General features: G+C 73.5%; 24 protein-coding genes. 14 read left to right on the top strand and 10 right to left on the bottom strand.

Going from position 1 to position 20,147, the window contains the following annotated elements; genetic code table 11:
- Positions 1-97: 97 nt before the first annotated feature.
- From JOE35_RS07755 to JOE35_RS07740, 4 genes are all read left to right on the top strand, one after another.
- Complete coding sequence (locus JOE35_RS07755) at positions 98-820, top strand: PspA/IM30 family protein (protein WP_209560610.1); 723 nt, start codon at positions 98-100, stop codon at positions 818-820.
- Complete coding sequence (locus tag JOE35_RS07750) at positions 817-1,893, top strand: DUF418 domain-containing protein (protein WP_209560609.1); 1,077 nt, start codon at positions 817-819, stop codon at positions 1,891-1,893. Before JOE35_RS07755 ends, JOE35_RS07750 begins: the two co-directional genes overlap by 4 nt.
- 63 nt (positions 1,894-1,956) lie before the next feature.
- Positions 1,957-2,784, top strand: coding sequence for an arginase family protein (locus tag JOE35_RS07745; RefSeq protein ID WP_209560608.1), 828 nt, complete (start codon positions 1,957-1,959; stop codon positions 2,782-2,784).
- Complete coding sequence (locus JOE35_RS07740; RefSeq protein WP_209560607.1) at positions 2,781-3,572, top strand: crotonase/enoyl-CoA hydratase family protein; 792 nt, start codon at positions 2,781-2,783, stop codon at positions 3,570-3,572. Before JOE35_RS07745 ends, JOE35_RS07740 begins: the two co-directional genes overlap by 4 nt.
- Positions 3,573-3,680: 108 nt before the next feature.
- On the opposite strand, the gene JOE35_RS07735 is transcribed toward JOE35_RS07740, so the two are convergent.
- Positions 3,681-3,851, bottom strand: a complete 171-nt coding sequence (locus JOE35_RS07735) for a CsbD family protein (RefSeq protein ID WP_123546355.1) — start codon at positions 3,849-3,851, stop codon at positions 3,681-3,683.
- A 176-nt stretch (positions 3,852-4,027) separates the two neighbouring features.
- Between JOE35_RS07735 and JOE35_RS07730 the strand changes: the two genes are divergently transcribed.
- The 3 genes from JOE35_RS07730 to JOE35_RS07720 are packed head-to-tail and all read left to right on the top strand — an operon-like array spanning position 4,028 to position 6,599.
- Positions 4,028-5,428, top strand: coding sequence for an NAD(P)/FAD-dependent oxidoreductase (locus tag JOE35_RS07730; protein WP_209560606.1), 1,401 nt, complete (start codon positions 4,028-4,030; stop codon positions 5,426-5,428).
- On the top strand, positions 5,425-5,781 hold the full coding sequence (locus JOE35_RS07725) for a Fe-S oxidoreductase (protein WP_209560605.1): 357 nt from the start codon (positions 5,425-5,427) through the stop codon (positions 5,779-5,781). The genes JOE35_RS07730 and JOE35_RS07725 overlap by 4 nt, the downstream gene beginning before the upstream one ends.
- Positions 5,778-6,599, top strand: coding sequence for an SDR family NAD(P)-dependent oxidoreductase (locus JOE35_RS07720; protein ID WP_209560604.1), 822 nt, complete (start codon positions 5,778-5,780; stop codon positions 6,597-6,599). Before JOE35_RS07725 ends, JOE35_RS07720 begins: the two co-directional genes overlap by 4 nt.
- 72 nt (positions 6,600-6,671) lie before the next feature.
- On the opposite strand, the gene JOE35_RS07715 is transcribed toward JOE35_RS07720, so the two are convergent.
- The gene (locus tag JOE35_RS07715) at positions 6,672-7,637 is read right to left on the bottom strand and encodes a siderophore-interacting protein (protein WP_307802989.1); all 966 of its coding nucleotides are present in this window, start codon (positions 7,635-7,637) and stop codon (positions 6,672-6,674) included.
- Positions 7,638-7,769: 132 nt separating this feature from the next.
- Positions 7,770-8,201, bottom strand: a complete 432-nt coding sequence (locus JOE35_RS07710; protein WP_209560603.1) for an SIP domain-containing protein — start codon at positions 8,199-8,201, stop codon at positions 7,770-7,772.
- A gap of 318 nt (positions 8,202-8,519) precedes the next feature.
- Between JOE35_RS07710 and JOE35_RS07705 the strand changes: the two genes are divergently transcribed.
- Genes JOE35_RS07705 through JOE35_RS07685 form a run of 5 tightly spaced genes read left to right on the top strand, consistent with a single transcriptional unit; the run spans position 8,520 to position 13,501 of the window.
- Entirely contained in the window at positions 8,520-10,040 is a 1,521-nt protein-coding gene (locus JOE35_RS07705; protein ID WP_209560602.1) for an ABC transporter substrate-binding protein, read from the top strand.
- The gene (locus tag JOE35_RS07700) at positions 10,037-10,990 is read left to right on the top strand and encodes an ABC transporter permease (protein ID WP_209560601.1); all 954 of its coding nucleotides are present in this window, start codon (positions 10,037-10,039) and stop codon (positions 10,988-10,990) included. Before JOE35_RS07705 ends, JOE35_RS07700 begins: the two co-directional genes overlap by 4 nt.
- Positions 10,987-11,904 (top strand): ABC transporter permease, encoded by a 918-nt coding sequence (locus JOE35_RS07695; protein ID WP_209560600.1) that lies wholly within the window; start codon positions 10,987-10,989, stop codon positions 11,902-11,904. The genes JOE35_RS07700 and JOE35_RS07695 overlap by 4 nt, the downstream gene beginning before the upstream one ends.
- On the top strand, positions 11,901-12,674 hold the full coding sequence (locus JOE35_RS07690; protein ID WP_209560599.1) for an ABC transporter ATP-binding protein: 774 nt from the start codon (positions 11,901-11,903) through the stop codon (positions 12,672-12,674). Before JOE35_RS07695 ends, JOE35_RS07690 begins: the two co-directional genes overlap by 4 nt.
- Entirely contained in the window at positions 12,671-13,501 is an 831-nt protein-coding gene (locus JOE35_RS07685) for an ATP-binding cassette domain-containing protein (RefSeq protein WP_307802988.1), read from the top strand. Before JOE35_RS07690 ends, JOE35_RS07685 begins: the two co-directional genes overlap by 4 nt.
- A gap of 9 nt (positions 13,502-13,510) precedes the next feature.
- On the opposite strand, the gene JOE35_RS07680 is transcribed toward JOE35_RS07685, so the two are convergent.
- From JOE35_RS07680 to JOE35_RS07650, 7 genes are all read right to left on the bottom strand, one after another.
- A complete protein-coding gene (locus JOE35_RS07680; RefSeq protein ID WP_209560598.1) occupies positions 13,511-14,959 on the bottom strand; it encodes an amidase in 1,449 nt (482 codons plus the stop codon).
- A gap of 9 nt (positions 14,960-14,968) precedes the next feature.
- Entirely contained in the window at positions 14,969-15,580 is a 612-nt protein-coding gene (locus JOE35_RS07675) for a GNAT family N-acetyltransferase (RefSeq protein WP_209560597.1), read from the bottom strand.
- Between the two features lie 357 nt (positions 15,581-15,937).
- On the bottom strand, positions 15,938-16,624 hold the full coding sequence (locus JOE35_RS07670; RefSeq protein WP_209560596.1) for a uracil-DNA glycosylase: 687 nt from the start codon (positions 16,622-16,624) through the stop codon (positions 15,938-15,940).
- A complete protein-coding gene (locus JOE35_RS07665; protein ID WP_307802987.1) occupies positions 16,621-17,364 on the bottom strand; it encodes a Type 1 glutamine amidotransferase-like domain-containing protein in 744 nt (247 codons plus the stop codon). Before JOE35_RS07665 ends, JOE35_RS07670 begins: the two co-directional genes overlap by 4 nt.
- A complete protein-coding gene (locus JOE35_RS07660) occupies positions 17,361-17,963 on the bottom strand; it encodes a phosphoribosyltransferase (RefSeq protein ID WP_209560595.1) in 603 nt (200 codons plus the stop codon). Before JOE35_RS07660 ends, JOE35_RS07665 begins: the two co-directional genes overlap by 4 nt.
- A gap of 119 nt (positions 17,964-18,082) precedes the next feature.
- Positions 18,083-18,439 (bottom strand): ASCH domain-containing protein, encoded by a 357-nt coding sequence (locus tag JOE35_RS07655; RefSeq protein WP_209560594.1) that lies wholly within the window; start codon positions 18,437-18,439, stop codon positions 18,083-18,085.
- Entirely contained in the window at positions 18,436-18,819 is a 384-nt protein-coding gene (locus JOE35_RS07650) for a MerR family transcriptional regulator (RefSeq protein WP_209560593.1), read from the bottom strand. Before JOE35_RS07650 ends, JOE35_RS07655 begins: the two co-directional genes overlap by 4 nt.
- Positions 18,820-18,836: 17 nt before the next feature.
- Between JOE35_RS07650 and JOE35_RS07645 the strand changes: the two genes are divergently transcribed.
- Both JOE35_RS07645 and JOE35_RS07640 read left to right on the top strand, forming a co-directional pair.
- Positions 18,837-19,550: an aldo/keto reductase gene (locus tag JOE35_RS07645; protein WP_280869760.1), complete on the top strand. Its 714-nt coding sequence runs from the start codon at positions 18,837-18,839 to the stop codon at positions 19,548-19,550.
- A gap of 23 nt (positions 19,551-19,573) precedes the next feature.
- Positions 19,574-20,122, top strand: coding sequence for a GNAT family N-acetyltransferase (locus JOE35_RS07640; RefSeq protein ID WP_209560592.1), 549 nt, complete (start codon positions 19,574-19,576; stop codon positions 20,120-20,122).
- Positions 20,123-20,147: the final 25 nt, after the last annotated feature.

Here is a 20,147-nt window from a genome sequence, read left to right as displayed (position 1 = left end):
CCACACGCACAGGACGAACAGCAGGACGAGCACGACCAGACTCCCCGGCGGGCGCCGCCCGGCGGGATCGACGCACCACCCACGAGAGGACACCACCATGGCGAAGCAGTCCATCTTCGGCCGGATCGCACAGCTGACCCGCGCCAACATCAACGCCCTGCTCGACCAGGCGGAGGATCCTGCCCTGATGCTCGACCAGATGGTGCGCGACTACACGAACAGCATCGCCGAGGCCGAGTCCGCCGTGGCGCAGACGATCGGCAACCTGCGACTGCTCGAGCAGGACCACGCCGAGGACGTCGCGGCTGCCGCCGACTGGGAGCGGAAGGCCCTCGCGGCGAGCAACAAGGCCGACCAGCTGCGCACCTCCGGCAACGCCGCCGACGCCGACAAGTTCGACGCGCTCGCCAAGGTCGCCCTGGGCAAGCAGATCTCGTCCGAGAAGGAGGCCAAGGACGCCGAGCCGACCATCGCCTCCCAGACCGTCGTCGTCGACAAGCTGAAGTCGGGCCTGACCGGGATGCGGTCGAAGCTCGACCAGCTCGACTCGAAGCGGAACGAGCTCGTCGCCCGCTCGAAGACCGCGGCGGCCCAGTCGCAGGTCGCGGACGCCCTCGGCAGCATGGACGTGCTCGACCCGACCAGCGAGATCGGCCGCTTCGAGGACAAGGTCCGTCGCGAGGAGGCGAAGGTCCTCGGCCAGCAGGAGCTCGCCGCCTCGAGCCTCGACGCCCAGTTCGAGGGCCTCGAGGACCTGGACCAGCAGACCGAGGTCGATGCACGACTCGCCGCCCTGAAGCTGGGTGCGCTCGACGCGTGACCACGACCTCCGGCTCCGTCGCCCCGCCTCCTGCCGTCCGCCGGCCGGGTGGCGGGGCGTCGCGCGTCGTCGCCGTCGACGTCGCGCGGGGGCTGGCGGTGCTCGGCATGTTCGCCGCGCACATGTGGCCGCGGGTCGAGCTCGACGAGCGGGTCTTCGACGGCCGGTCGGCGATCCTCTTCGCCACCCTCGCGGGCATCTCGCTGGGGCTGTCGTCAGGCGGGTCGAGGCCCGTGTCACGAGGACGACGCGCCCGCGTCGTCGGCTCCGTGCTGATCCGGGCCGCCGTCCTCGTGCTCCTCGGCCTGGTCCTGCAGGCCTGGAACGAGTACGTGCTGGTGATCCTGCCGTACTACGGCGTGATGTTCGCGCTGCTCGCGGTCGTCTTGTTCGCACCGCGTCCCGTGCTGCTGGGGCTGGCCGCGGTCGTGACCGTCGGCGCGCCGTGGCTCGCCGACCAGGTGCCCGTGACGAACCTCGGCAGCCCCCTCGCGGGCGGGATCGTCGGCCTCGCCCAGGACGCCCTGCTGGTCGGCTCGTACCCGGCTCTCGTCTGGCTGCCGTTCCTGCTCGTCGGCCTCGTGGCCGCCAGGAGCGACCTGCGCCGCCTGCGCACGGCCGTCGTCCTGCTCGTCGGGGGGACGCTGGCGGCGGTCGTCGGCTACGGTGCCCGCTGGCTGCCGGGCGCCTCCTCGTGGCCTGCCCTCGACCCGGCCGCACACGAGGGCGCACCAGCCGAGATCGTCGGCTCCGGCGGCACCGCCCTGGCCGTCGTGGGCCTGCTGCTGCTCGCCACCCGGCCGGAATGGCCGGTCGGTCGCGCCCTGGCGACGGGCCTCTCCCCGCTCGCCGCCGTCGGCAGCCAGCCGCTGACCATCTACACGGCGCACCTGCTGCTCACAGCTCCTCTCTTCACGCTCTACAGGCTCGAGGGCGGTCGCTACGGGCTGCCGCTCGGCTGGCTCGTGGCGGCGATCGTCCTGACGATCGTCTGGGCCGCCCTCTGGCGCCGGTTCGTCGGGCGCGGCCCGCTCGAGCGCCTGGTCGCCCGCGTGAGCACCCCCTGGAGCTGAGCCGGCCCCGGCGCTGGACACCGCCTGGCGCTCGACGGACAGCGCTGTGCCAGACTCACGCGCATGAGGTTCGTCGTTGTTCCGCAGTGGCAGGGTTCTCCGTCGTCGAGGGCGATGCGGCTCGCCGAGGGGGCGTACGCCGTCCTGGGCGACCTCCCCGCGAAGTCGACCACCGTGGTGGAGGTGCCGGTCGGGGCCGGAGACTCGCTGGGCACCCGGGTGCACAGGTTCTCGTCGGTCGTGGCCGTCGCCTCCTCGCTCCGACGTGAGCTCGAGGCAGACACGACCCCCGCGCTCGTCGTGGGCGGCGACTGCGGCGTCGAGTACGCCGCGGTGCAGCACGCGCTCGGCCCGGACACCGCCGTGGTGTGGTTCGACGCGCACCCCGACCTGCACAGTCCGCGCACCAGCGAGAGCGGGGCGTTCAGCGGGATGGTGCTCCGCGCCCTGACCGGCGACGGCACGGACGAGCTCGGCGCCCTGGAGGCCGGCCCGGGCGCGAGGCGCCTCGAGCCGGGCCGCATCGTCCTGGCCGGCAGCCGCACCTACGACGACCCCGAGGACACCTGGGTCGAGAGCCGTCGGGTCCGCACCGTCTCGTCGCTCGACCTGACCCCGGAGGAGGTGGTCGAGGCCGTCGCCGCGACGGGCGCCACCGAGGTGTACGTCCACGTCGACCTCGACGTGCTCGACCCCGGCACCCTCGACGGGCTGCTCGAGCCGGTGCCCTTCGGCCTCGACCCGGCCGTCCTGATCACGACGATCACGGCCCTCAAGGAGCGCTTCACTCTCGTGGGGGCCGGCCTCTGCTCGTTCGCCCCCGTCGACGCGGCAGCCGCGGCGGACGACATGGGCACCATCCTCCGGGTCGTCGGGGCCCTCGCCCGATGAGCGACGAGCGGCCCCGCGTCTCGGTCGAGCGAGACGGGCACGTGCTCGTCATCGGTCTCGACCGCCCGGAGAAGCGGAACGCGGCCGACCTGCGGATGCTCCGCGAGCTGTCGCTCGCCTACGGGCTGCTCGACCGCGACCCCGACCTGCGCGTCGGCCTGCTGATCGGCCACGGCGACCACTTCACGGCGGGACTCGACCTCGGCGACGTGGCGCCGGCCGTGGGCCACGACGGGCTCGACGTCGTGCCCGAGGGCGGGCTGCACCCGTGGCAGGTCGAGGGGCGACAGCTCACGAAGCCCGTCGTCGCGGCCGTGCAGGGCACCTGCCTGACGCTCGGGGTCGAGCTCGCGCTCGCGAGCGACGTCGTGGTGGCCGAGGTCGGCGCCCGCTTCGGCCAGATCGAGGTCAGCCGCGCGATCCTCCCGTTCGGCGGGGCCACGATCCGGCTCCCCCGCCGGGTCGGCTGGGGCGACGCCATGCGCTGGATGCTGACCGGCGACCTCCTCGACGCCGAGGAGGCGCGGCGCATCGGGCTCGTGCAGGAAGTCGTCCCCGAGGGCGAGGCACGCACCCGCGGCCTCGAGCTCGCCCGCCGCATCGCCGCGCAGGCCCCCTTGGCCGTGCAGGCGACGCTGGCGAACGCGCGGCTGGCCGTCCGCGAGGGCAACGCCGCGGCGGAGGCGCAGCTGCAGCCGGAGCTCGTGCGGCTCATGCGGACCGGCGACGCGCGCCGGGGCATGGAGGCGTTCCTCTCGAGGACGACGGCGGACTACGAGGGCGACTGACCGCCTCCTCGTGTCGTTGTCGTCAGCGTCGTCCTGTGATGCGCCCCTGACACGCAGGAGCCCGCCTCCCCCTGAGGGGAGACGGGCTCGAGAACGAGGCGGATCGACCTACTTGAAGACGTCCTTGACGTCCTCGCCGACCTTCTTGGCGGACGCGCCAGCCTGGTCCTTCTGACCTTCGGCCTTGAGGCTGTCGTCGCCCTTGCGGTCTCCGATGGCCTCCTTCGCCTTGCCGGCGATGTCCTGAGCGGCGTTCTTGATCTTGTCGTCGAGTCCCATGGTGACCTCCTCGCTAGTGGCGCTGTCTGCGCCTTTTCCAGCACCGTACGCCCCGGGGCCCCTCGCGTCACCGCCTGTCACGGAGAACTCAGAATTCGTACAGCGATCGTTCATGCGACCGCAGGGCGACCCTCCCCTCCGGCGCTCGACAGGCCCCCGGGACTAGCGTCTGACCCATGACGACTTTTGACCTCATCGTGATCGGAGCCGGCGCGGTCGGCGAGAACGTGGCGGACTACGCCACCCGCAGCGGGCTGGAGGTGGCCCTGGTGGAGGCCGAGCTGATCGGCGGCGAGTGCTCGTACTGGGCCTGCATGCCGTCCAAGGCCCTGCTGCGCTCGACCTCGGTGATCCGGGCCGCGAAGTCCGTGGGCGGCGCGGCCCAGGCCGTGACCGGCGACGTCGACGTCGCCGCGGTGCTGCGTCGCCGCGACTCGTTCACGAGCGGCTGGGACGACTCTGGCCAGGCCGACTGGGTCGAGGGCGCGGGCATCGCCCTGCTCCGCGGCCACGCGACCATCACCGGCGTCAAGGAGGTGACGGTCGACGGCACCGTGCACACCGCCCGTCACGCCGTGGTCGCGGCCACCGGCTCCACCGCGCTGCTGCCCGACGTCCCCGGCCTGGCCGAGGCGCGTCCGTGGACGAGCCGCGAGGCGACCAGCGCGCAGACCGTGCCCCAGAGCCTCGTCATCGTCGGAGGTGGTGTCGTCGCCCTCGAGATGGCCACCGCCTACCAGGGCCTCGGCTCGACCGTGACGGTCATCGCCCGCAGCGGCCTGCTGGGCGGCCAGGAGCCCTTCGCCGGCGAGCTGGTCGGCAAGACCCTGAGCGAGCGCGGCGTCGACGTGCGCGTCGGCTCGTCCCCCGCCTCCGTTCTCCGCACCGAGCACGACACGGTCGAGGTCACCCTCGACGACGGCAGCGTCGTCATCGCCGACGAGATCCTCGTCGCGACGGGTCGCGTGCCGCGCACCTCCGACCTCGGCCTCGAGAACGTCGGCATCGAGCCCGGCGACTGGCTGCAGGTCGACGACACGCTGCTGGTGCACGGCACCGACTGGCTCTACGGCGTCGGGGACGTCAACCACCGCGCGCTGCTCACGCACCAGGGCAAGTACCAGGCCCGTGCCGCCGGCGAGGTCATCGCGGCCCGCGCGCTCGGCCGTGAGCTCAAGACCGAGCCGTGGGGCGCCCACGTCGCCACCGCCGACGACGCGGCCGTGCCCCAGGTGACGTTCACCGACCCCGAGGTGGCGAGCGTCGGCCTCACCGCGGACGCCGCCGAGAAGCGCGGCATCGACGTGAAGGTCGTCGACTACGACCTCGCCGGCGTCGCGGGCTCGGCCCTGCACTCGGACGACTACGAGGGGCACGCCCGCATCGTCGTGGACGAGGGCCGCAAGGTCATCGTCGGCGCGACGTTCGTCGGGCCCGACGTCGCCGAGCTGCTCCAGGCCGCGACGATCGCCGTGGTCGGCGAGGTGCCGATCGAGCGCCTGTGGCACGCCGTCCCCGCGTACCCGACGGTGAGCGAGATCTGGCTGCGCCTGCTCGACGCCTACGGGCGCCCGTGAGGAACCCCCTCCTCGACTCCCTGGTCTCGCGCCTCGGCTGTGCGTGGGCGACCGCCGTCGGCCTCGCCGTCGGGGTGCCGCTCAGCGTCGGCCGGGTGCGCGTGGTCGGCGACCTGATCGTCTGCCGGGGCCTCCCCCGATGGGCGTTCAAGCGCGGCGGCACCTGCGTCGGGCGGGTCTACCTGACCCGCGACAACGACGGCCCGCGCGTGCTGCAGCACGAGGCCGTCCACGTGAGGCAGTGGCAGAAGTACGGCATGCTGATGCCGTTCCTGTACTTCCTGGCCGGCAGCGACCCGCTGACGAACAGGTTCGAGATCGAGGCAGGCCTCGAGGAAGGCGGCTATCGATGACCCGCACCGTGATCATCACCGGAGCCAGCAGCGGCATCGGCAGGGAGGCGGCGATCGAGCTCGCGGCCGGAGGCGCGCAGGTGGCCGTGGTCGGCCGCAACGCCGAGCGCACCCGCGCCGTCGCCGACCAGGTCGGCGGCCGCGCGTTCCTGGCGGACTACGACCGGCTCGACGACGTGCGTCGCCTCGCCGACGAGCTGCTCGAGGAGTACCCGCGCATCGACGTGCTCGCCAACAACGCGGGCGGCCTCGTGAGCGAGCGTGGTCTCAGCCACGACGGGCACGAGCGCATCCTGCAGTCGAACCACCTCGCGCCTTTCCTGTTGACGCGCCTCCTGCTGCCCCGCCTGCTCGAGAGCTCTGGCCGGGTCGTCTCGACGGCCAGCGTGGCGAACCTGTTCGGCAGCGTCCGGCTCGACGACCTGAACTGGGCGAAGCGCCCCTGGCTCGGCGGCTGGCGGCAGTACGGCACGAGCAAGATCGAGACGATCCTGTTCGTCCGCGAGCTCGCCCGCCGCACCGGCCTCGAGGCGTTCTCGTTCCACCCCGGCATCGTCAAGACGTCGTTCGGCTCGTCGTCGCCGATGTGGCGGATGGCGAACGTGCTCTCGAACGGCAACTACGGCATCTCGGCGCACGCCGGAGCCGTGCCGCTGATCCAGCTGTCGGGCCCGAGCTCGGTGAGCGTCGAGAACGGCACCTACTTCGAGCAGCTGAAGCCGTACGGACGCCTGCACCGGCAGGCGAAGGACGACCTGCTGGCCGAGGCGCTGTGGGACAGGACCAGCGAGATCGTCGGGGTCGATCCGCAGGTGTGAGCCCGCGGGCCTGCGGGCCTGCCCATCTGAGGGCCTGCGCGTGCTCTTCAGCTCGACGGGGCCGGCGCGGCGCTACATCTCTGCGCGGCCGAGCCGCCAGTAGCCCATGAAGGCGACCTGGCGGCGGTCGACGCCGACCTCGCTCACGAGGAACCGCCGGAGCGCCTTGATGGCGCCGGCCTCGCCCGCGAGCCAGGCGTAGAGCTCGCCCTGCAGGGCCGCGCCGTGCTGTGCCTCGCCCTGGGGGACGTCCCACAGGATGTCGTGCTCGATGTCGACCTCGTCGAGGTCGACGCCGCGGTGCCACGCGGTCACGTAGCGAGCGGTCCAGCCGCGGACGGCGGCCTGGAGGGGCGCACCGTAGGCGGCGGCGGCGGCGGCCGGCTGCTGCCCGGTGTCGCCCCCGGAGCGCGGCAGCCAGTGCACGGTCACGCCGGGCGGCGCGACCAGCGGCAGCACGTCGTCGGCGGTCGGCACCTCGAGGAACACGCAGCCCCTGGCGTCGGCCGGCAGCGACTCGACGATGGAGGTGATGGCCGGCACCGCGGTCTCGTCCCCGGCGATCATCACGGTCGAGGCGCCGCCCGGCGCCCACTCGACGCCGCTGCCGGTGACCCCGCTGGTCGCGTCAGGGCCGATCAGCATGGCCTCGTCGCCGACGCGCGTGCGCGCGAGCCAGGAGGCAGCCGCTCCGTGATCACCGTGGCTGACGAAGTCGACGTCGACCTCGCGGGCGTGCGGTCGGACGGCCTTCGCGGTGTAGGTGCGGAAGGCGTTCTGCTCGTGGGCGGGCAGCGCCCGCCAGGAGGGCCACCAGTCGTCGGTCGGGAACGTGTCGTAGCCGGTCGCCTCGAGGGGCAGCACGAGCTTGATCCGCTGGTCGAGGCCGTCGACCCCGAAGTCGCCGAGGTCGTCGCCCGTGAAGGTGACGCGGACGAAGTGCGGGCTCAGGGCCCGTAGGGCCGCGACGCGCACCCGGTACGGGCGGTGGGCGGGCTTCGGGCGGGCCTCGGGCGGGGCCTCAGTGGTGATCGTCACAGGACGAGCCTAAGGCATGCCTTACCTAAGTCGACAGGGGCCGTCTCGACGTCGAGCGACGGGTGTCGTCTGCTGGGTCGGTGACGCGCGCAGGAGCACAGGTACTGGAGCACGGGCGCAGGAGGCGCGCGCTCAGACCGCGGTCGCGCCGCGGTCCGAGGTGAAGACGTCGTGCAGGTCGCGGCGCAGGTCCCACGCGAAACCCTCGGGGCCGCCGAGCCAGATCAGGTGCTCGGCCTCGGCCAGCGCCTCGGCGTCGACGTACATCTCGGCCAGCCACGCGCGCACCGCGCGCTCGACCGCCTCGCCCGGCGCACACGACAGCCCGCTGCCGGGGGCACCCGAGCGGCGGTCGCGGGCCAGCCAGGTGACGGTGACGCGGCCGGGCGACGGGAGCGTCTCGATCTCGGCGGCGGTGTCGACCTCGACGAACACCTGGCCCCGCGCACAGATCGGCAGGGCGGCGAGCATCGCGCGGAGGGTGGGGACCGAGGAGGCGTCGCCCGCGAAGAGGACGCGGATCGCGTCGTACGGGAGGGGCGGGTCGGCGAAGTCGAGGAACATGTCCTGCTCAATGTAGGTGAGCCTTGCCTCATCCGCCACTCGGCGGCCTGCCCTCGCGGCAGGTGCACAGGCGCCGCCCCGCGGGCGCACGCGCGGCCCGGTGCCGGGTCGACCCCCGTGTAGTAGATTCTCTGACGTCCACGGGTCCGGCAGCGACCTGGGGGCGAGGGGCGGCGCGTCAGTCCGGCAGCGACGACGTGCCAGCCGTGGTCCGGCGTCCACAAGCGACGACGGTCCTCCTTCGACCGGAGCGTGCAGGTCGCCACGAGCGACGGTGCACGCCGACCCGAACCGCTCCCGAAAGGCACCTCCACCGCCATGCGCCCCTCCCGCCTCCTCGTCCCCGTGGTCGCCGCCGCCGCCTCCCTCGCCCTGCTCGCCGGGTGCACCGCGGGCGGCTCCGACGCCCCGCGCGGCGGTGCCGACGCGACCGTGACGGTGGGCCTCGTGCTCGAGCCCTCCGACCTCGACGTCCGCACCACCTCCGGCATCGCCCTCGACCAGGTGCTGATCGACAACGTCTACCAGGGCCTCGTCGGCCGCACGCAGGACAACGAGATCGTCGACGTGCTCGCATCCGAGCACACGATCAGCGCGGACGGCCTCACCTACACGTTCACGCTGCACGACGGCGTGACGTTCCACGACGGCGCCGCGATGACCGCGGCCGACGTCGTGTGGTCGCTGCAGCAGGTCGCGGGCGACGAGTCGCTCGCCGGCCACGCCGACCTCGCCTCGGTCGCCGACATCAGCTCCCCCGCCGACGACACCGTCGTCCTCACGCTGTCGCAGCCCGACTCGGCTCTGCTCTTCGCGCTGACCGGCCGTGCCGGGCTCGTGCTCGAGGAGGCGGCGACGAACGACCTCTCGACCACGGCCAACGGCACGGGCCCCTTCACGCTCGCCTCGTGGACGCAGGGCGACAACCTGCGCCTCGAGCGCTTCGACGACTACTGGGGAGAGGCCGCCGGCGTCGCCGGGGTCGTGTTCCGCTACGTGACGGACGGCTCGGCCGCGATCAACGCGACCCTCTCTGGCGACCTCGACGTGCAGACGGCGGTCGACGCGACCCTCGCCTCGCAGTTCGACGGCGTGGACGGGATCACGGTCGAGAAGGGCCAGACGACCGACAAGTACACCCTCGCCTTCAACAACGCGGTCGCCCCGTTCACCGACCCGCGCGTGCGCCAGGCGGTCCGGATGGCCGTCGACAACGACGCGCTGATCGCGGCCGTGGGCGGCTCGGCCGTCGACCAGGGCGGTCCGATCCCCGAGCTCGACCCCGGCTACGAAGACCTGACCGACGTCGACGCCTACGACCCCGACCAGGCGAAGCAGCTGCTGGCGGAGGCGGGCCACGCCGACGACCTCGAGCTCACCCTCGAGTACGCGAACTTCTACCCCGCCGCGATCGGCGACGTGCTCACCACCCAGCTCGCCGACGTCGGCGTCACGCTGACGGTGCAGCAGGTCGATTTCACGACCTGGCTCAACGACGTGCTCTCGCCTCCCGCCGACGGCGGCACACGCGACTTCCAGCTGAGCATGGTGAACCACGCCGAGACCCACGACTTCTCGAACTGGGCCGACCCGACCTACTACTGGGGCTACGACTCGGCCCCGGTCCAGCAGCTCTACGCCGAGTCGCTGGCCGCGACCGACCCCGACGTCGCCGCGTCGAAGCTCGCCGAGGCCGCCCGGATCGTGTCGGAGGACGCCCCCGCCGAGTGGCTCTACACCGCGACGACGCTGACGGCTGTGCGCGACGGCGTCACGGGCTTCCCGACCTCGTCCACCAGCACCCGCCTCGACCTGTCCGCGCTGGCCGTCTCGGAGTGACCCGCTTCCTGCTCGGACGCACGGCCCTCTTCGCCCTGGGGCTCGTGGTCGCGAGCGTGCTGATCTTCGCGACGCTGCGCCTCCTGCCGGGCGACGTGGCGCAGGCGATCGCGGGCACGACGGGCTCGCCGGCCCAGGTCGCGGCGCTGCGCGAGCAGCTCGGCCTCGACCGGCCGATCGTGGCGCAGTACCTCGACTGGGCGGGCGGGCTGCTGCGCCTCGACCTCGGCAAGTCGCTCGTGACGGGCAGCCCCGTCGCCGGCGAGATCGCCGAGAAGCTCGGCGTCACCCTGCCCCTCGCTGGCCTGTCGCTAGTCTTCGGCCTGCTGATCGGCGTGCCCGCGGGCGTCTGGGCCGCGGCCCGGCACCGCCGCCCCCTCGGCGTCGTCGTCGGCGTGGGCTCACAGGTGCTCGCCGCGGTGCCCGCCGTCTGGCTCGGCATGCTCCTCATCGCCCTCTTCGCGGTGACCCTCGGCTTGCTGCCCACCCAGGGCTGGCCCCTCGACGGCTGGCAGGAGCCCGGGCGGGCGCTCCGCTCGCTGGTGCTGCCGGCGCTCACGATCGGCATCATCGAGGGCGCGGTGCTGCTGCGCTTCACCCGGTCGGCGGCGATCGGCGCGCTCGACCAGGACTACGTCCGCGCCGCCGCCGCCAAGGGCATGACGCTCGACCGCGCGCTGCTGCGGCACGGCCTGCCGAACGTGATGCTCAGCGTCGTCAGCGTGCTCGGGCTGCAGGTCGTCGGGCTCGTCGTCGGCGCCGTCGTCGTCGAGCAGCTCTTCACGCTGCCCGGCCTCGGCCGGATGCTCGTCACCGACGTCGGCCGCCGCGACCTCACCAAGGTGCAGGGCGAGCTGATGACGCTCACGGCGATCGTCCTCTTCGTCGGGCTGCTGGTCGACGTCGCCCACCGACGGCTCGACCCCCGGCTGCGCGAGGTCGAGCGATGAGGCGCGGCTCGTTCGTGCGCGCCCTGCTGCGCCGACCCCAGGGCGCGGGCGCGGTCGCGTGGCTGGCCCTCGTCGCCCTCGCCGCGGCGGTCAGCCGATTCTGGACCCCGTCCGACCCGTTCCGCACGGACCCCTACTCGGCCTGGCTGCCCCCGTCGGCCGCGCACCTGTTCGGCACCGACGCCGTCGGCCGGGACATCGCCAGCTACGTGATGGCCGCGAGCGGCACCACGGTGGTCGTCGCCGTCTCCGCCGGCCTGCTCGCCCTCGTCGTCGGGCTCGGCCTCGCCGCCCTCGGCTCGCTGACCGCCCGGATCGTGCGCGAGTCGGTCGCCGTGCTCATCGACGTGCTCGTCGCGTTCCCCACCATCCTCGTCGCGATGGCCCTGGCCGCCGCGTTCGGCGGGTCGCTCGGGGTCGTCGTGGTCGCCTCCGGTCTCGGCTACGGCGTGACCATCGCCCGCGTCTCGCGGAGCGAGATCCGCCGCGTCGCTCGGGAGGACTACGTCACCGCCGCCCGCGCGTCCGGCGCCGGCACGGCGACGGTGCTGCTGCGGCACGTGCTGCCGAACATCGCCCCCGTGTTCGTGGTGCAGCTGTCGCTCGCGATGGCGACGTCGATCCTCGCGGAGGCGGGGCTGTCGTTCCTCGGCTACGGGGCGTCGGCCGAGACGGCCTCGTGGGGGCGCCTCCTCGCGGACCTGCAGAAGTTCCTCGGCGTGCACCCGTGGACGATCGTCTGGCCGGGGCTCGCGATCACGCTCACCGTGCTCGCGCTGAACCTGCTGGGCGACGCGGTGCGCGACGCGGCCGACCCGCGGCTCCGCGCCGGCGGGCGACCTGCCGCCCTGCCCGGACCCGCCGCCGCGCCCGCGACCACCTCCGCCGCCGACTCCCCCGGAGTGACCTCGTGACCCTCGACGTCCACGACCTGACCGTGACGATCGACGGCCGCCGCGTGGTCGACGGCGTCTCGCTGCACCTCGCCGACGGCGCCCGTCTCGGCCTGATCGGCGAGTCCGGCTCGGGCAAGTCGATGACGACGCTCGCCGTGCTCGGGCTGCTGCCGCCCCAGGCCGTCGTCACCGGCAGCATCCGCCTCGACGGCCAAGAGCTCGTCGGCCTCTCCGACCGGGAGCTCGCCCCGCTGCGGGGAGCGACGATCGCGGCCGTGTTCCAGGACCCGCGCACCGCCCTCGACCCCGTGATGACCATCGGCCGCCAGGTGGCCGAGCCGCTGCGCCTGCACGGCCGCGTCTCGCGGGCCGAGGCGCGTCGCCGCGCGGTCGAGGCCCTGGCCGAGGTCGGGCTCGACGAGTCGGTCGCCGACTCCTGGCCGCACCAGCTGTCGGGCGGCCAGCGGCAACGCGCCGTCATCGCGACGGCGCTGATCGCCCGCCCGGCCGTGCTGCTCGCCGACGAGCCGACGACCGCGCTCGACGTGACCACGCAGGCCGAGGTGCTGGCGCTGTTCCGCCGCCTGGTCGACGAGCGCGGCGCCTCGCTCCTCTTCGTGACCCACGACCTCGCGGTGCTGGCGCAGGTGGCCGAGGAGGCGGCGGTGCTGTCCCGGGGACGCGTGGTCGAGAGCGGGCCGGTCGCCCGCCTCCTCGGCTCGCCTGCCCACCCCGTGACGCGCGGCCTCGTGGAGGCGACCCGCGCGACGACCTGGAGGGCACCGTGACCGACTCGGACGCACAGCACGGCGACGACGTCGCTCGCACCGGGCCGCTGCTCAGCGGCCGCGGTCTCTCGCGCACCTTCACGCTCCCCCGTCACTCGCCGTTCCAGCCAGGGCCGGTGCGGCACGCCCTGGTCGACGCCGACCTCGACGTCGGTCGTGGCGAGAGCGTCGCGCTGATCGGCGAGTCCGGCTCGGGCAAGTCGACCCTGGTGCGCCTCCTGCTGGCCCTCGACCGACCCACGGCCGGCACCGTGACGTTCGACGGGCGGGAGGTGCGGCCCGATCGCGCGTCGCGCCTCCGCTGGCTGCGTCGTCGCACGGGCGTCGTGCTGCAGGACCCGTACAGCTCGCTCGACCCCCGCATGCGGATCGGCGACGTCGTGGCCGAGCCGCTGCGCCTGCTGCACGTGCCGGGCGACCACGAGCGCATGGTCGCCGAGGTGCTCGACCGTGTCGGACTCGATCCCCGGGGCGTCGACCTCTGGCCGCACGAGCTGAGCGGCGGGCAGCGCCAGCGGATCGCCCTCGCCCGCGCCGTCGTGCACGGCCCCGACCTGCTTGTCGGGGACGAGCCGATGAGCGCCCTCGACGTGACCGTGCGGGCGCAGATCCTCGCGCTGCTGGCCGAGCTGCGCGATGACCTCGGGCTCTCGCTGCTGATCGTCTCGCACGATGTGGGACTCGTGCAGCACCTGAGCGACCGGGTGGCCGTGCTGCAGGGCGGGCGCATCGTCGAGCAGGGCGCCACCGCCGACGTGCTGGGGCGACCGCGGCACGACTACACGAAGCGGCTCATCGCGTCGGTGCCGACGCTCGACGGCGTCTGACCGCGCTCCTCACCAGCAGTCGGGGTGCCGCCGCTGCCAGCGCAGCCGTCGCTCGAGCTGGGCGCCGATCGAGAGCAGCACGTCCTCGCGACCCGGCCGCCCGATCAGCTGGACGCCCGCGGGCAGCCCGTCGACCTCGGCCACGGGCAGCGTGATCGCCGGCAGCCCCGCGACGTTGACGAACGAGGTGAACGGCGACACGAGGCACTGCTGCTCGAAGGCACGCTCGGGATCGTCGGCTTCGTGCCAGCCGAGCGCCGGCGGCAGCAGGGCGAGCGACGGCGTCAGCACCGCGTCGAAGCGGTCGAAGGCGGCGATCACGCTCTGCTCGAAGGCGCTGAGACCGGCGAGGGCGGCACCCAGCTCGCGGGCACCGAGCTCGCGGCCGCGCCGCACCAGCCAGGCCGTCATCGGCTCGAGCAGGGCGAAGTCGTCGTCGGTCTCGGCCGGGATGCCCGCGGCGCCCGCCTGCCAGATCGTGCGGAACAGGGCCGCGTAGTTCGGGGACCGCGGGTCGGAGCCGGGCAGCGAGGCGTCGTCCACCCCGTGCCCGAGCGCGTCGAGCTGGTCGGCGGTGTCCCGCAGCACGCCGAGGAGGCGCGGGTCGACCCGGACGTCGTACGCGTCGTCCCACGGGCTGGCCGTCAGCACCCCGAGCTGGAACCGTCCCTCGCCTCGGACGGCGGTGCCGAGCCACGCCCCGTCGGGCGAGCCGGGCGCACGCAGCGCGAAGTGGTCACGCGGCGCCCGGCCGTCGGGCGAGACCATCGCGTCGAGCAGCATGGCGGCGTCCGCGACGGTGCGGGCGATCGGGCCGCCGACGGCGAGCCCGCCCAGGCTCGTGATGCCCGACTGCGCCGGCACCCGGCCGCGCGAGGGCTTCAGCCCGACGAGCCCGGTCATCGCAGCGGGGATGCGGATCGAGCCGCCGCCGTCGGAGCCGGGAGCGAACGGCAGCAGTCCGGCGGCCACCGCGGCCGCCGCTCCCCCGCTCGAGCCGCCGGCGCCGAGGCCGCGCCGCCAGGGGTTGCGCGGCACGGGCCCGACGAGGGGCTCCGTGTACCCGGTGAGGCCGAACTCGGGCGTCGCCGTCTTGCCCAGGCTGACCGCGCCGGCCTCGCTCAGCACCGCGGAGATCTCCGAGTCCTGCTCGGCGACGCGCCCGCGGGAGAGCCGGGAGCCGAGCCCGGTCGGCAGGCCCGCGCGGTCGGTGAGGTCCTTGTCGGCCAGGGGCAGGCCCCAGAGCGGGGCCGTGCTGCGGCCGGCCCGCCCGAGCTCGTCCGCGCGGTCGCGGGCGGCGTCTGCCCCGACCGTGACGAACGCGCCGACGCCGCCCTCGCCCGAGTCGAGTCGCTCGATGCGGGCCAGGTAGTGGTCGGTCAGCTCACGGGGCGTGACCTCGCCGCGGCGGAGCCAGTCCCACTGCTCCTGGGCGCTGAGGTGGTGGAGTTCGAACACGCACCGAGCCTAGGCGCGCGGCGCCGCGTCGCGACGACGGCGCTTCTTCAGCGACTTCTGCATCGTGACCGTGCCGAGCCAGCGGCCGAACTTGAAGCCGACCCGGCCCATCCGGCCCACCTCGACGAAGCCGAGCCTGGAGTGCAGGGCGATCGACGCGTCGGCCTTGGCGTCGGCGATGACGGCGATCATCTCGCGGATGCCGGCCTCCCTGCAGGACTCGACCAGCGCCTCCAGCAGGGCCCTGCCGAGCCCCCGGCCCGTCGTCGCCGCCCGCAGGAAGATCGACGTCTCGACCGTGTACCGGTACGCGGCCTTGCCGCCCCAGGGAGCCGCGTGGGCGTAGCCGAGCACCTCGCCGGCCGGGCTGACCGCGACCAGGAAGGGCATGCCGAGCTTCTGCCCGACCGCGGCCTTGCGGCGCCACTCGGCGAGGGTCATCGCCTTCTCGTCGAAGGTCACGCTCGAGTTCGCGACGTAGTGGGCGTAGATCTCGCGCACGTACGGCAGGTCGGCGGGCTCGAGCGGCCGGATCTCGAACGAGAACGCGGGCTCGGGTGCCGGCGCAGGACGCAGCCGGTGCGGCAGCTGCCGCCTCTGCTGGTATTCCTCCTCGAGCACGTCCCCACTCTGGCACGTCGCGGCCCCCGCCTCCTCGGCCGCGCGCCGGTGCCTCCTGATTCAGGAGTCTGAGTCCTGAGTTGGGCCACAGCAGGAGTCCGAGTCCTGATGTGTGCACGATTCAGGAGCTACGGCGCACCGACTCCTGAATTGCGAATACGAAGGGGCACACACGAGGAGGCGCGGGTGAGATGGACGGATGGGCACGGATCAGAGTCGGCAGCCCTGTGTGGTGCCACCTCATTCAGGACTCTCAGTCCTGGATTGCGCCACAGCAGGAGTGCGGATCCTGAACCGTGCACGGATCAGGAGGCGCGGCCCGTGACTTCCTGAATTGCGGACGAGGCTCCGGGCAGCTCAGGGCAGGTCGGGCAGGCGCCAGTCGACGGCGGTGCCGCCCTGCTGCACGAGCAGTGCGTCGACCCGGCTGAACGGCCGCGACCCGAAGAACCCGCGCGACGCCGACAACGGGCTCGGGTGGGCGGACTGCACGGTCGGGACGTCGCCGAGCATCGGCACCAGCGACGCCGCGTCGCGCCCCCAGAGCAGCCCCACGAGCGGTCCGCCGCGCGCGGCGAGCACCTCGACGGCGCGCTGGGTCACGGGTTCCCAGCCCTTGCCGCGATGCGAGCCGGCCTCGCCGGGTCTCACGGTCAGCACGCGGTTGAGCAGCATGACCCCGTTGCGCTGCCACGAGGTGAGGTCGCCGTGGGCGACGGGCGCGTGGCCGAGGTCGTCGTGCAGCTCGCGGTAGATGTTCGCGAGGCTGCGCGGCACGGGCCGGACGTCGGGGGCCGTGGCGAACGACAGCCCGATCGGGTGGCCGGGCGTCGGGTAGGGGTCCTGGCCGACGACGAGCACCTTGACCTCGTCGAGCGGCGTCGTGAAGACGCGCAGCACCGCGTCGCCCGCCGGCAGGTAGCCGCGGCCGGCGCGCACCTCGGCACGCAGGTACTCGCCCATGTCGGCGACGAGCGGGGCGACGGGCTCGAGGGCCTCTGCCCAGCTCGGGTGCACCAGGTCGGACAGCGGGCGCGCGATCACTCCGCGCCCAGCGAGCCGACGGAGACGCCGACGACGTCGCCCTGCTCGTCGACCTGCGGCTCGACGCGCCAGACGCTGCCGCGGCCGAGCACGGTCAGCGCGCCCTCCCCGACGACGAGGGCGGTGTGCTCGTCGATCGCGACGCCTCCTCGGACCATCCCGGCCTCCGTCGCGGCGACCAGCCGCGTGAGCGTGCCCCACTGCGCGGCGTGGACGTCGACGGCGAGGTCGACGAGGCCGAGGCCCTCGCCGAGCTCGACCTCGTCGAGGTCCTCCGAGGCGTCCTGCGGGCAGACTGGCACGTCCCCGATCAGCCAGCCGCCGAGCAGGGCCCGGTCGGCCGCGATGGCAGCGCCCGCCGAGAACCCGACGTAGGGCAGGCCGTCGCTGACGAGGAGGCGCACCTGGTCGACCAGCGGAGCCACCGCCTCGAGGTAGGCCGGCGTCAGACCACCGCCGACGACCAGGCCGTCGACGTCGCTGAGCACTCGCGTGTCGAAGACCTCGCCCGCCTCGACGACGGTCGTGACGACCTCGCAGCGGCCCCCGGACGCGATGAGGGCAGGGAAGCCGGTGCGCCACTCTTCTGAGGGCGAGTCGTCGGCGACGACGATCAGGACGCCGACGCGCGGGACGTCGCGACCGACGGCCCGGCCGCGGACCGCCGCCTCGGCGACGAAGAGGTCGTAGAGCCCGGGCTCGTCGGGCGCCCAGCCGCCGCCCACCAGGTGGATGCTCACGAGGCGTCCCCCTGTCCGGCGTCGCGGGTCACGGGGGGCAGGGCGCTCCACGGGAAGGTGATCCACTGGGAGGTGCGCTTCCAGGTGAAGTCGGGCTCGAGGACGGTCTGCGGCTTGCTGTAGAGGCAGACGGTGCGCACCTCGGAGGCGACCTCGGCGAGCAGGTCGCGGACGAGGGAGAGGGTGCGGCCCGAGTCGGAGACGTCGTCGACGACGAGCACGCGCTTGTCTGCCAGGGCCGGGGCGTCGAGCGTCGGGGGCAGCAGGACGGGCTCGGGCAGGCGCTCGTCGACGCCGGTGTAGAACTCGACGTTGATCGACCCGCACATCTTCGTGTCGAGGGCGTACGCGACGGCGCCGGCGAGCACGAGGCCGCCGCGGGCCACGGCGACGATCACGTCGGGCGTGAAGTCGGCGGCGACGACGTCGCGGGCGAGGTGCCGCGCGGCCTCGCCGAACTCGAGCCAGCCGAGGACCTCTCGCTCGGCGGGCGCAGCAGCTGCGTCGGGGTCGCCGGCCACGTCGTCCTCCACCACGACAGAGGCCGGTCCGGCCGACGAGGGGTCGAGGTCGGACGGGGCGTCGGGTGAGGAGACCATCCCGCAACCGTACCGGGCCGGGGCGCACTCGGCGACGCCCGTCGCGCGCAGGCACCTCCTCGGGCGGAGGGGCCCGCGGGCCCGTGCGCAGGTGGCCTGGCCCGGGAGGAGCGGATCCCCTACCGGGACGGCTCTGCGGGGGCCCGCCCGGCGAGGACCAGCTCGGCGACGTCGACGACCGCTTCGCCCGGCATGTCCGAGTAGTAGTTCTCCCGGAGCTGCTCGGCGAAGCGCGTCATGTCCGTCCCTGCGGGCTGATGCGCCTGTTCGGCGGTCAGCTCGTCGAGGCGGCGCCTCCGCACCGCGGTGACGTGCCCGGCGAGCGGCGAGGCGGTGGGATGGTCGTCGAACACGAACGTCGCCGCGCCGACCTGGATCGACTCGCCCCACCGGACCGTGGTCGCCTTCTCGCCGCTGACGATCGCGTCGTGGTGCTTCTGGTGGAAGTGGACGATCTGTCGGTCTTGTCCGGTCACGAGACCAGCCTGCGGTACGCGGCGATCTTCCGTTCCAGCGCAGCGAGGTGCCGCTGGACCTCGGCCTGCCGCTCGAGGACAGCCGCGTGGTGCTGTTCGAGGAGCGCGAGCCGCTCGGCATCGTCAGCACCCGCCCGGTACGCAGCGGCGTACTCACGCATCTCGTGCACGCTCATCCCCGAGCCGCGGAGCATCACCGTGCCGGCGAGCCAGCTCAGCGCAGCCGTGTCGTAGCGACGCCACCCGTCAGGGCCTCGCGCTGGTGCCGGTGCGATGCCCTCCTTCTCGTAGTACCGGATCGTGTCGACGGTGATGCCGAGGAGGGCGGCCGCGGCGCTGATCGTGACGGGCTCGTCGACATGGACCTCGGGAAGCAGCACGGGTCTGAGTCTCCCACTTGACATGGTGTGCGCACCGGGGTCGAGAGTCGGGACGTCCGGATCGACCCGGCGGTGAACGGAGAACTTCCCTGCAGCAGATCCCACTCGGCTCCCAGGGCCTCGTCACGTCCACGCTCGGCCTCGGCTGCATGGGCATGAGCGCCTTCTACGGAGGCGCCACCGAGGCTGGCTCCGTCGAGACCATCCGCCGCGCTCTCGACCTCGGGATCACCCTGTTCGACACCGCCGAGGCGTACGGGCCGTTCGCGAACGAGAAGCTGCTCGGCCGCACCCTCGGTGCCGACCGGGACCGGGTGGTCGTCGCGTCGAAGTTCGCCACCGACTTCACCGACGACGGCACCCCGATCGGCCTCGACGGCTCCCCCGAACACGCCCGACGCGCGATCGACCGGTCCCTCACGCACCTCGGCACCGACCACGTCGACCTCTGGTACCTGCACCGCGCCGACCCGACCGTGCCGATCGAGGACACCGTCGGCGCGATGAGCGAGGCCGTCACCGCCGGCAAGGCCCGCTACGTCGGTGTCTCGGAGACATCAGCGGAGACCCTGCGACGGGCGCACGCGACGTTCCCGATCGCCGCGATCCAGTCCGAGTACAGCCTCAGCCTCACCGCACGGCGTCGCTGTCGGCACGCGCAACACCGAGGCAGGGATGGCTCGCGACCGCGGCTGACCCGTGGCGAGCGGCCCTCAGCACTGAACGAGTGACTGTGCACGGAAGAATGGCGGGCATGATCCAGGCGACGCTGACGGAACGACTGACGCTCTCCCGCCCTGCCGAGGGGGACCTCCCGGAGCTCCACGACCTCCACGCCGACCCAGAGGTCTGGACGCACCTCCCCTCCGCGCGCCACCGTGAGCTGGAGGACACGCGCCACCTGGTCGAGCGGTACCTGGCGGGGTGGGAGGCGAACGGCGTCGACGTCTGGGTCGTCCGTGACACGTCGACGGGCGCGCTGGTCGGCATGGGCGGCCCCAGCCTTCGCGGCGACCTCGCGTGGAACATCTACTACCGGCTGACACCATCGGCGTGGGGACGCGGCTACGCGCAGGAGATCATCGCCGCGGCCCGCGACGCGGTGTCCGCGACGGGGCGCGACCTGCCGCTGGTCGCGTCCCTCCTCGAGCACAACGAGGGGTCACGTCGCGCGGCCCGGCGCGCAGGCCTGGAGCTCGTCTGGCGCGGCCCGGACGCGGGCAACCCCGACCCCGACGCGGTACGACTCCTCTTCGCCGACCGCCCGCTCAGTGCGGACGCACTTCGCCTCTTCGTCTCGTAGGCCTGAGCCGACGGACTGAGCCGAC

The sequence above is a fragment of the Frigoribacterium sp. PvP032 genome (assembly GCF_017833035.1).
Classification (GTDB): Bacteria; Actinomycetota; Actinomycetes; order Actinomycetales; family Microbacteriaceae; genus Frigoribacterium.
This window is presented reverse-complemented; position numbering and strand designations above follow the sequence as displayed.

What these genes read in the sequence shown, in the direction of transcription:
- JOE35_RS07755 (WP_209560610.1), top strand. Translation starts at nt 98, where the DNA reads ATGGCGAAGCAGTCCATCTTCGGCCGGATCGCACAGCTGACCCGCGCC.
- JOE35_RS07745 (WP_209560608.1), top strand. Translation starts at nt 1,957, where the DNA reads ATGAGGTTCGTCGTTGTTCCGCAGTGGCAGGGTTCTCCGTCGTCGAGG.
- JOE35_RS07740 (WP_209560607.1), top strand. Translation starts at nt 2,781, where the DNA reads ATGAGCGACGAGCGGCCCCGCGTCTCGGTCGAGCGAGACGGGCACGTG.
- JOE35_RS07735 (WP_123546355.1), bottom strand. Translation starts at nt 3,851, where the DNA reads ATGGGACTCGACGACAAGATCAAGAACGCCGCTCAGGACATCGCCGGC.
- JOE35_RS07730 (WP_209560606.1), top strand. Translation starts at nt 4,028, where the DNA reads ATGACGACTTTTGACCTCATCGTGATCGGAGCCGGCGCGGTCGGCGAG.
- JOE35_RS07720 (WP_209560604.1), top strand. Translation starts at nt 5,778, where the DNA reads ATGACCCGCACCGTGATCATCACCGGAGCCAGCAGCGGCATCGGCAGG.
- JOE35_RS07710 (WP_209560603.1), bottom strand. Translation starts at nt 8,201, where the DNA reads ATGTTCCTCGACTTCGCCGACCCGCCCCTCCCGTACGACGCGATCCGC.
- JOE35_RS07705 (WP_209560602.1), top strand. Translation starts at nt 8,520, where the DNA reads ATGCGCCCCTCCCGCCTCCTCGTCCCCGTGGTCGCCGCCGCCGCCTCC.
- JOE35_RS07695 (WP_209560600.1), top strand. Translation starts at nt 10,987, where the DNA reads ATGAGGCGCGGCTCGTTCGTGCGCGCCCTGCTGCGCCGACCCCAGGGC.
- JOE35_RS07660 (WP_209560595.1), bottom strand. Translation starts at nt 17,963, where the DNA reads ATGGTCTCCTCACCCGACGCCCCGTCCGACCTCGACCCCTCGTCGGCC.
- JOE35_RS07640 (WP_209560592.1), top strand. Translation starts at nt 19,574, where the DNA reads ATGATCCAGGCGACGCTGACGGAACGACTGACGCTCTCCCGCCCTGCC.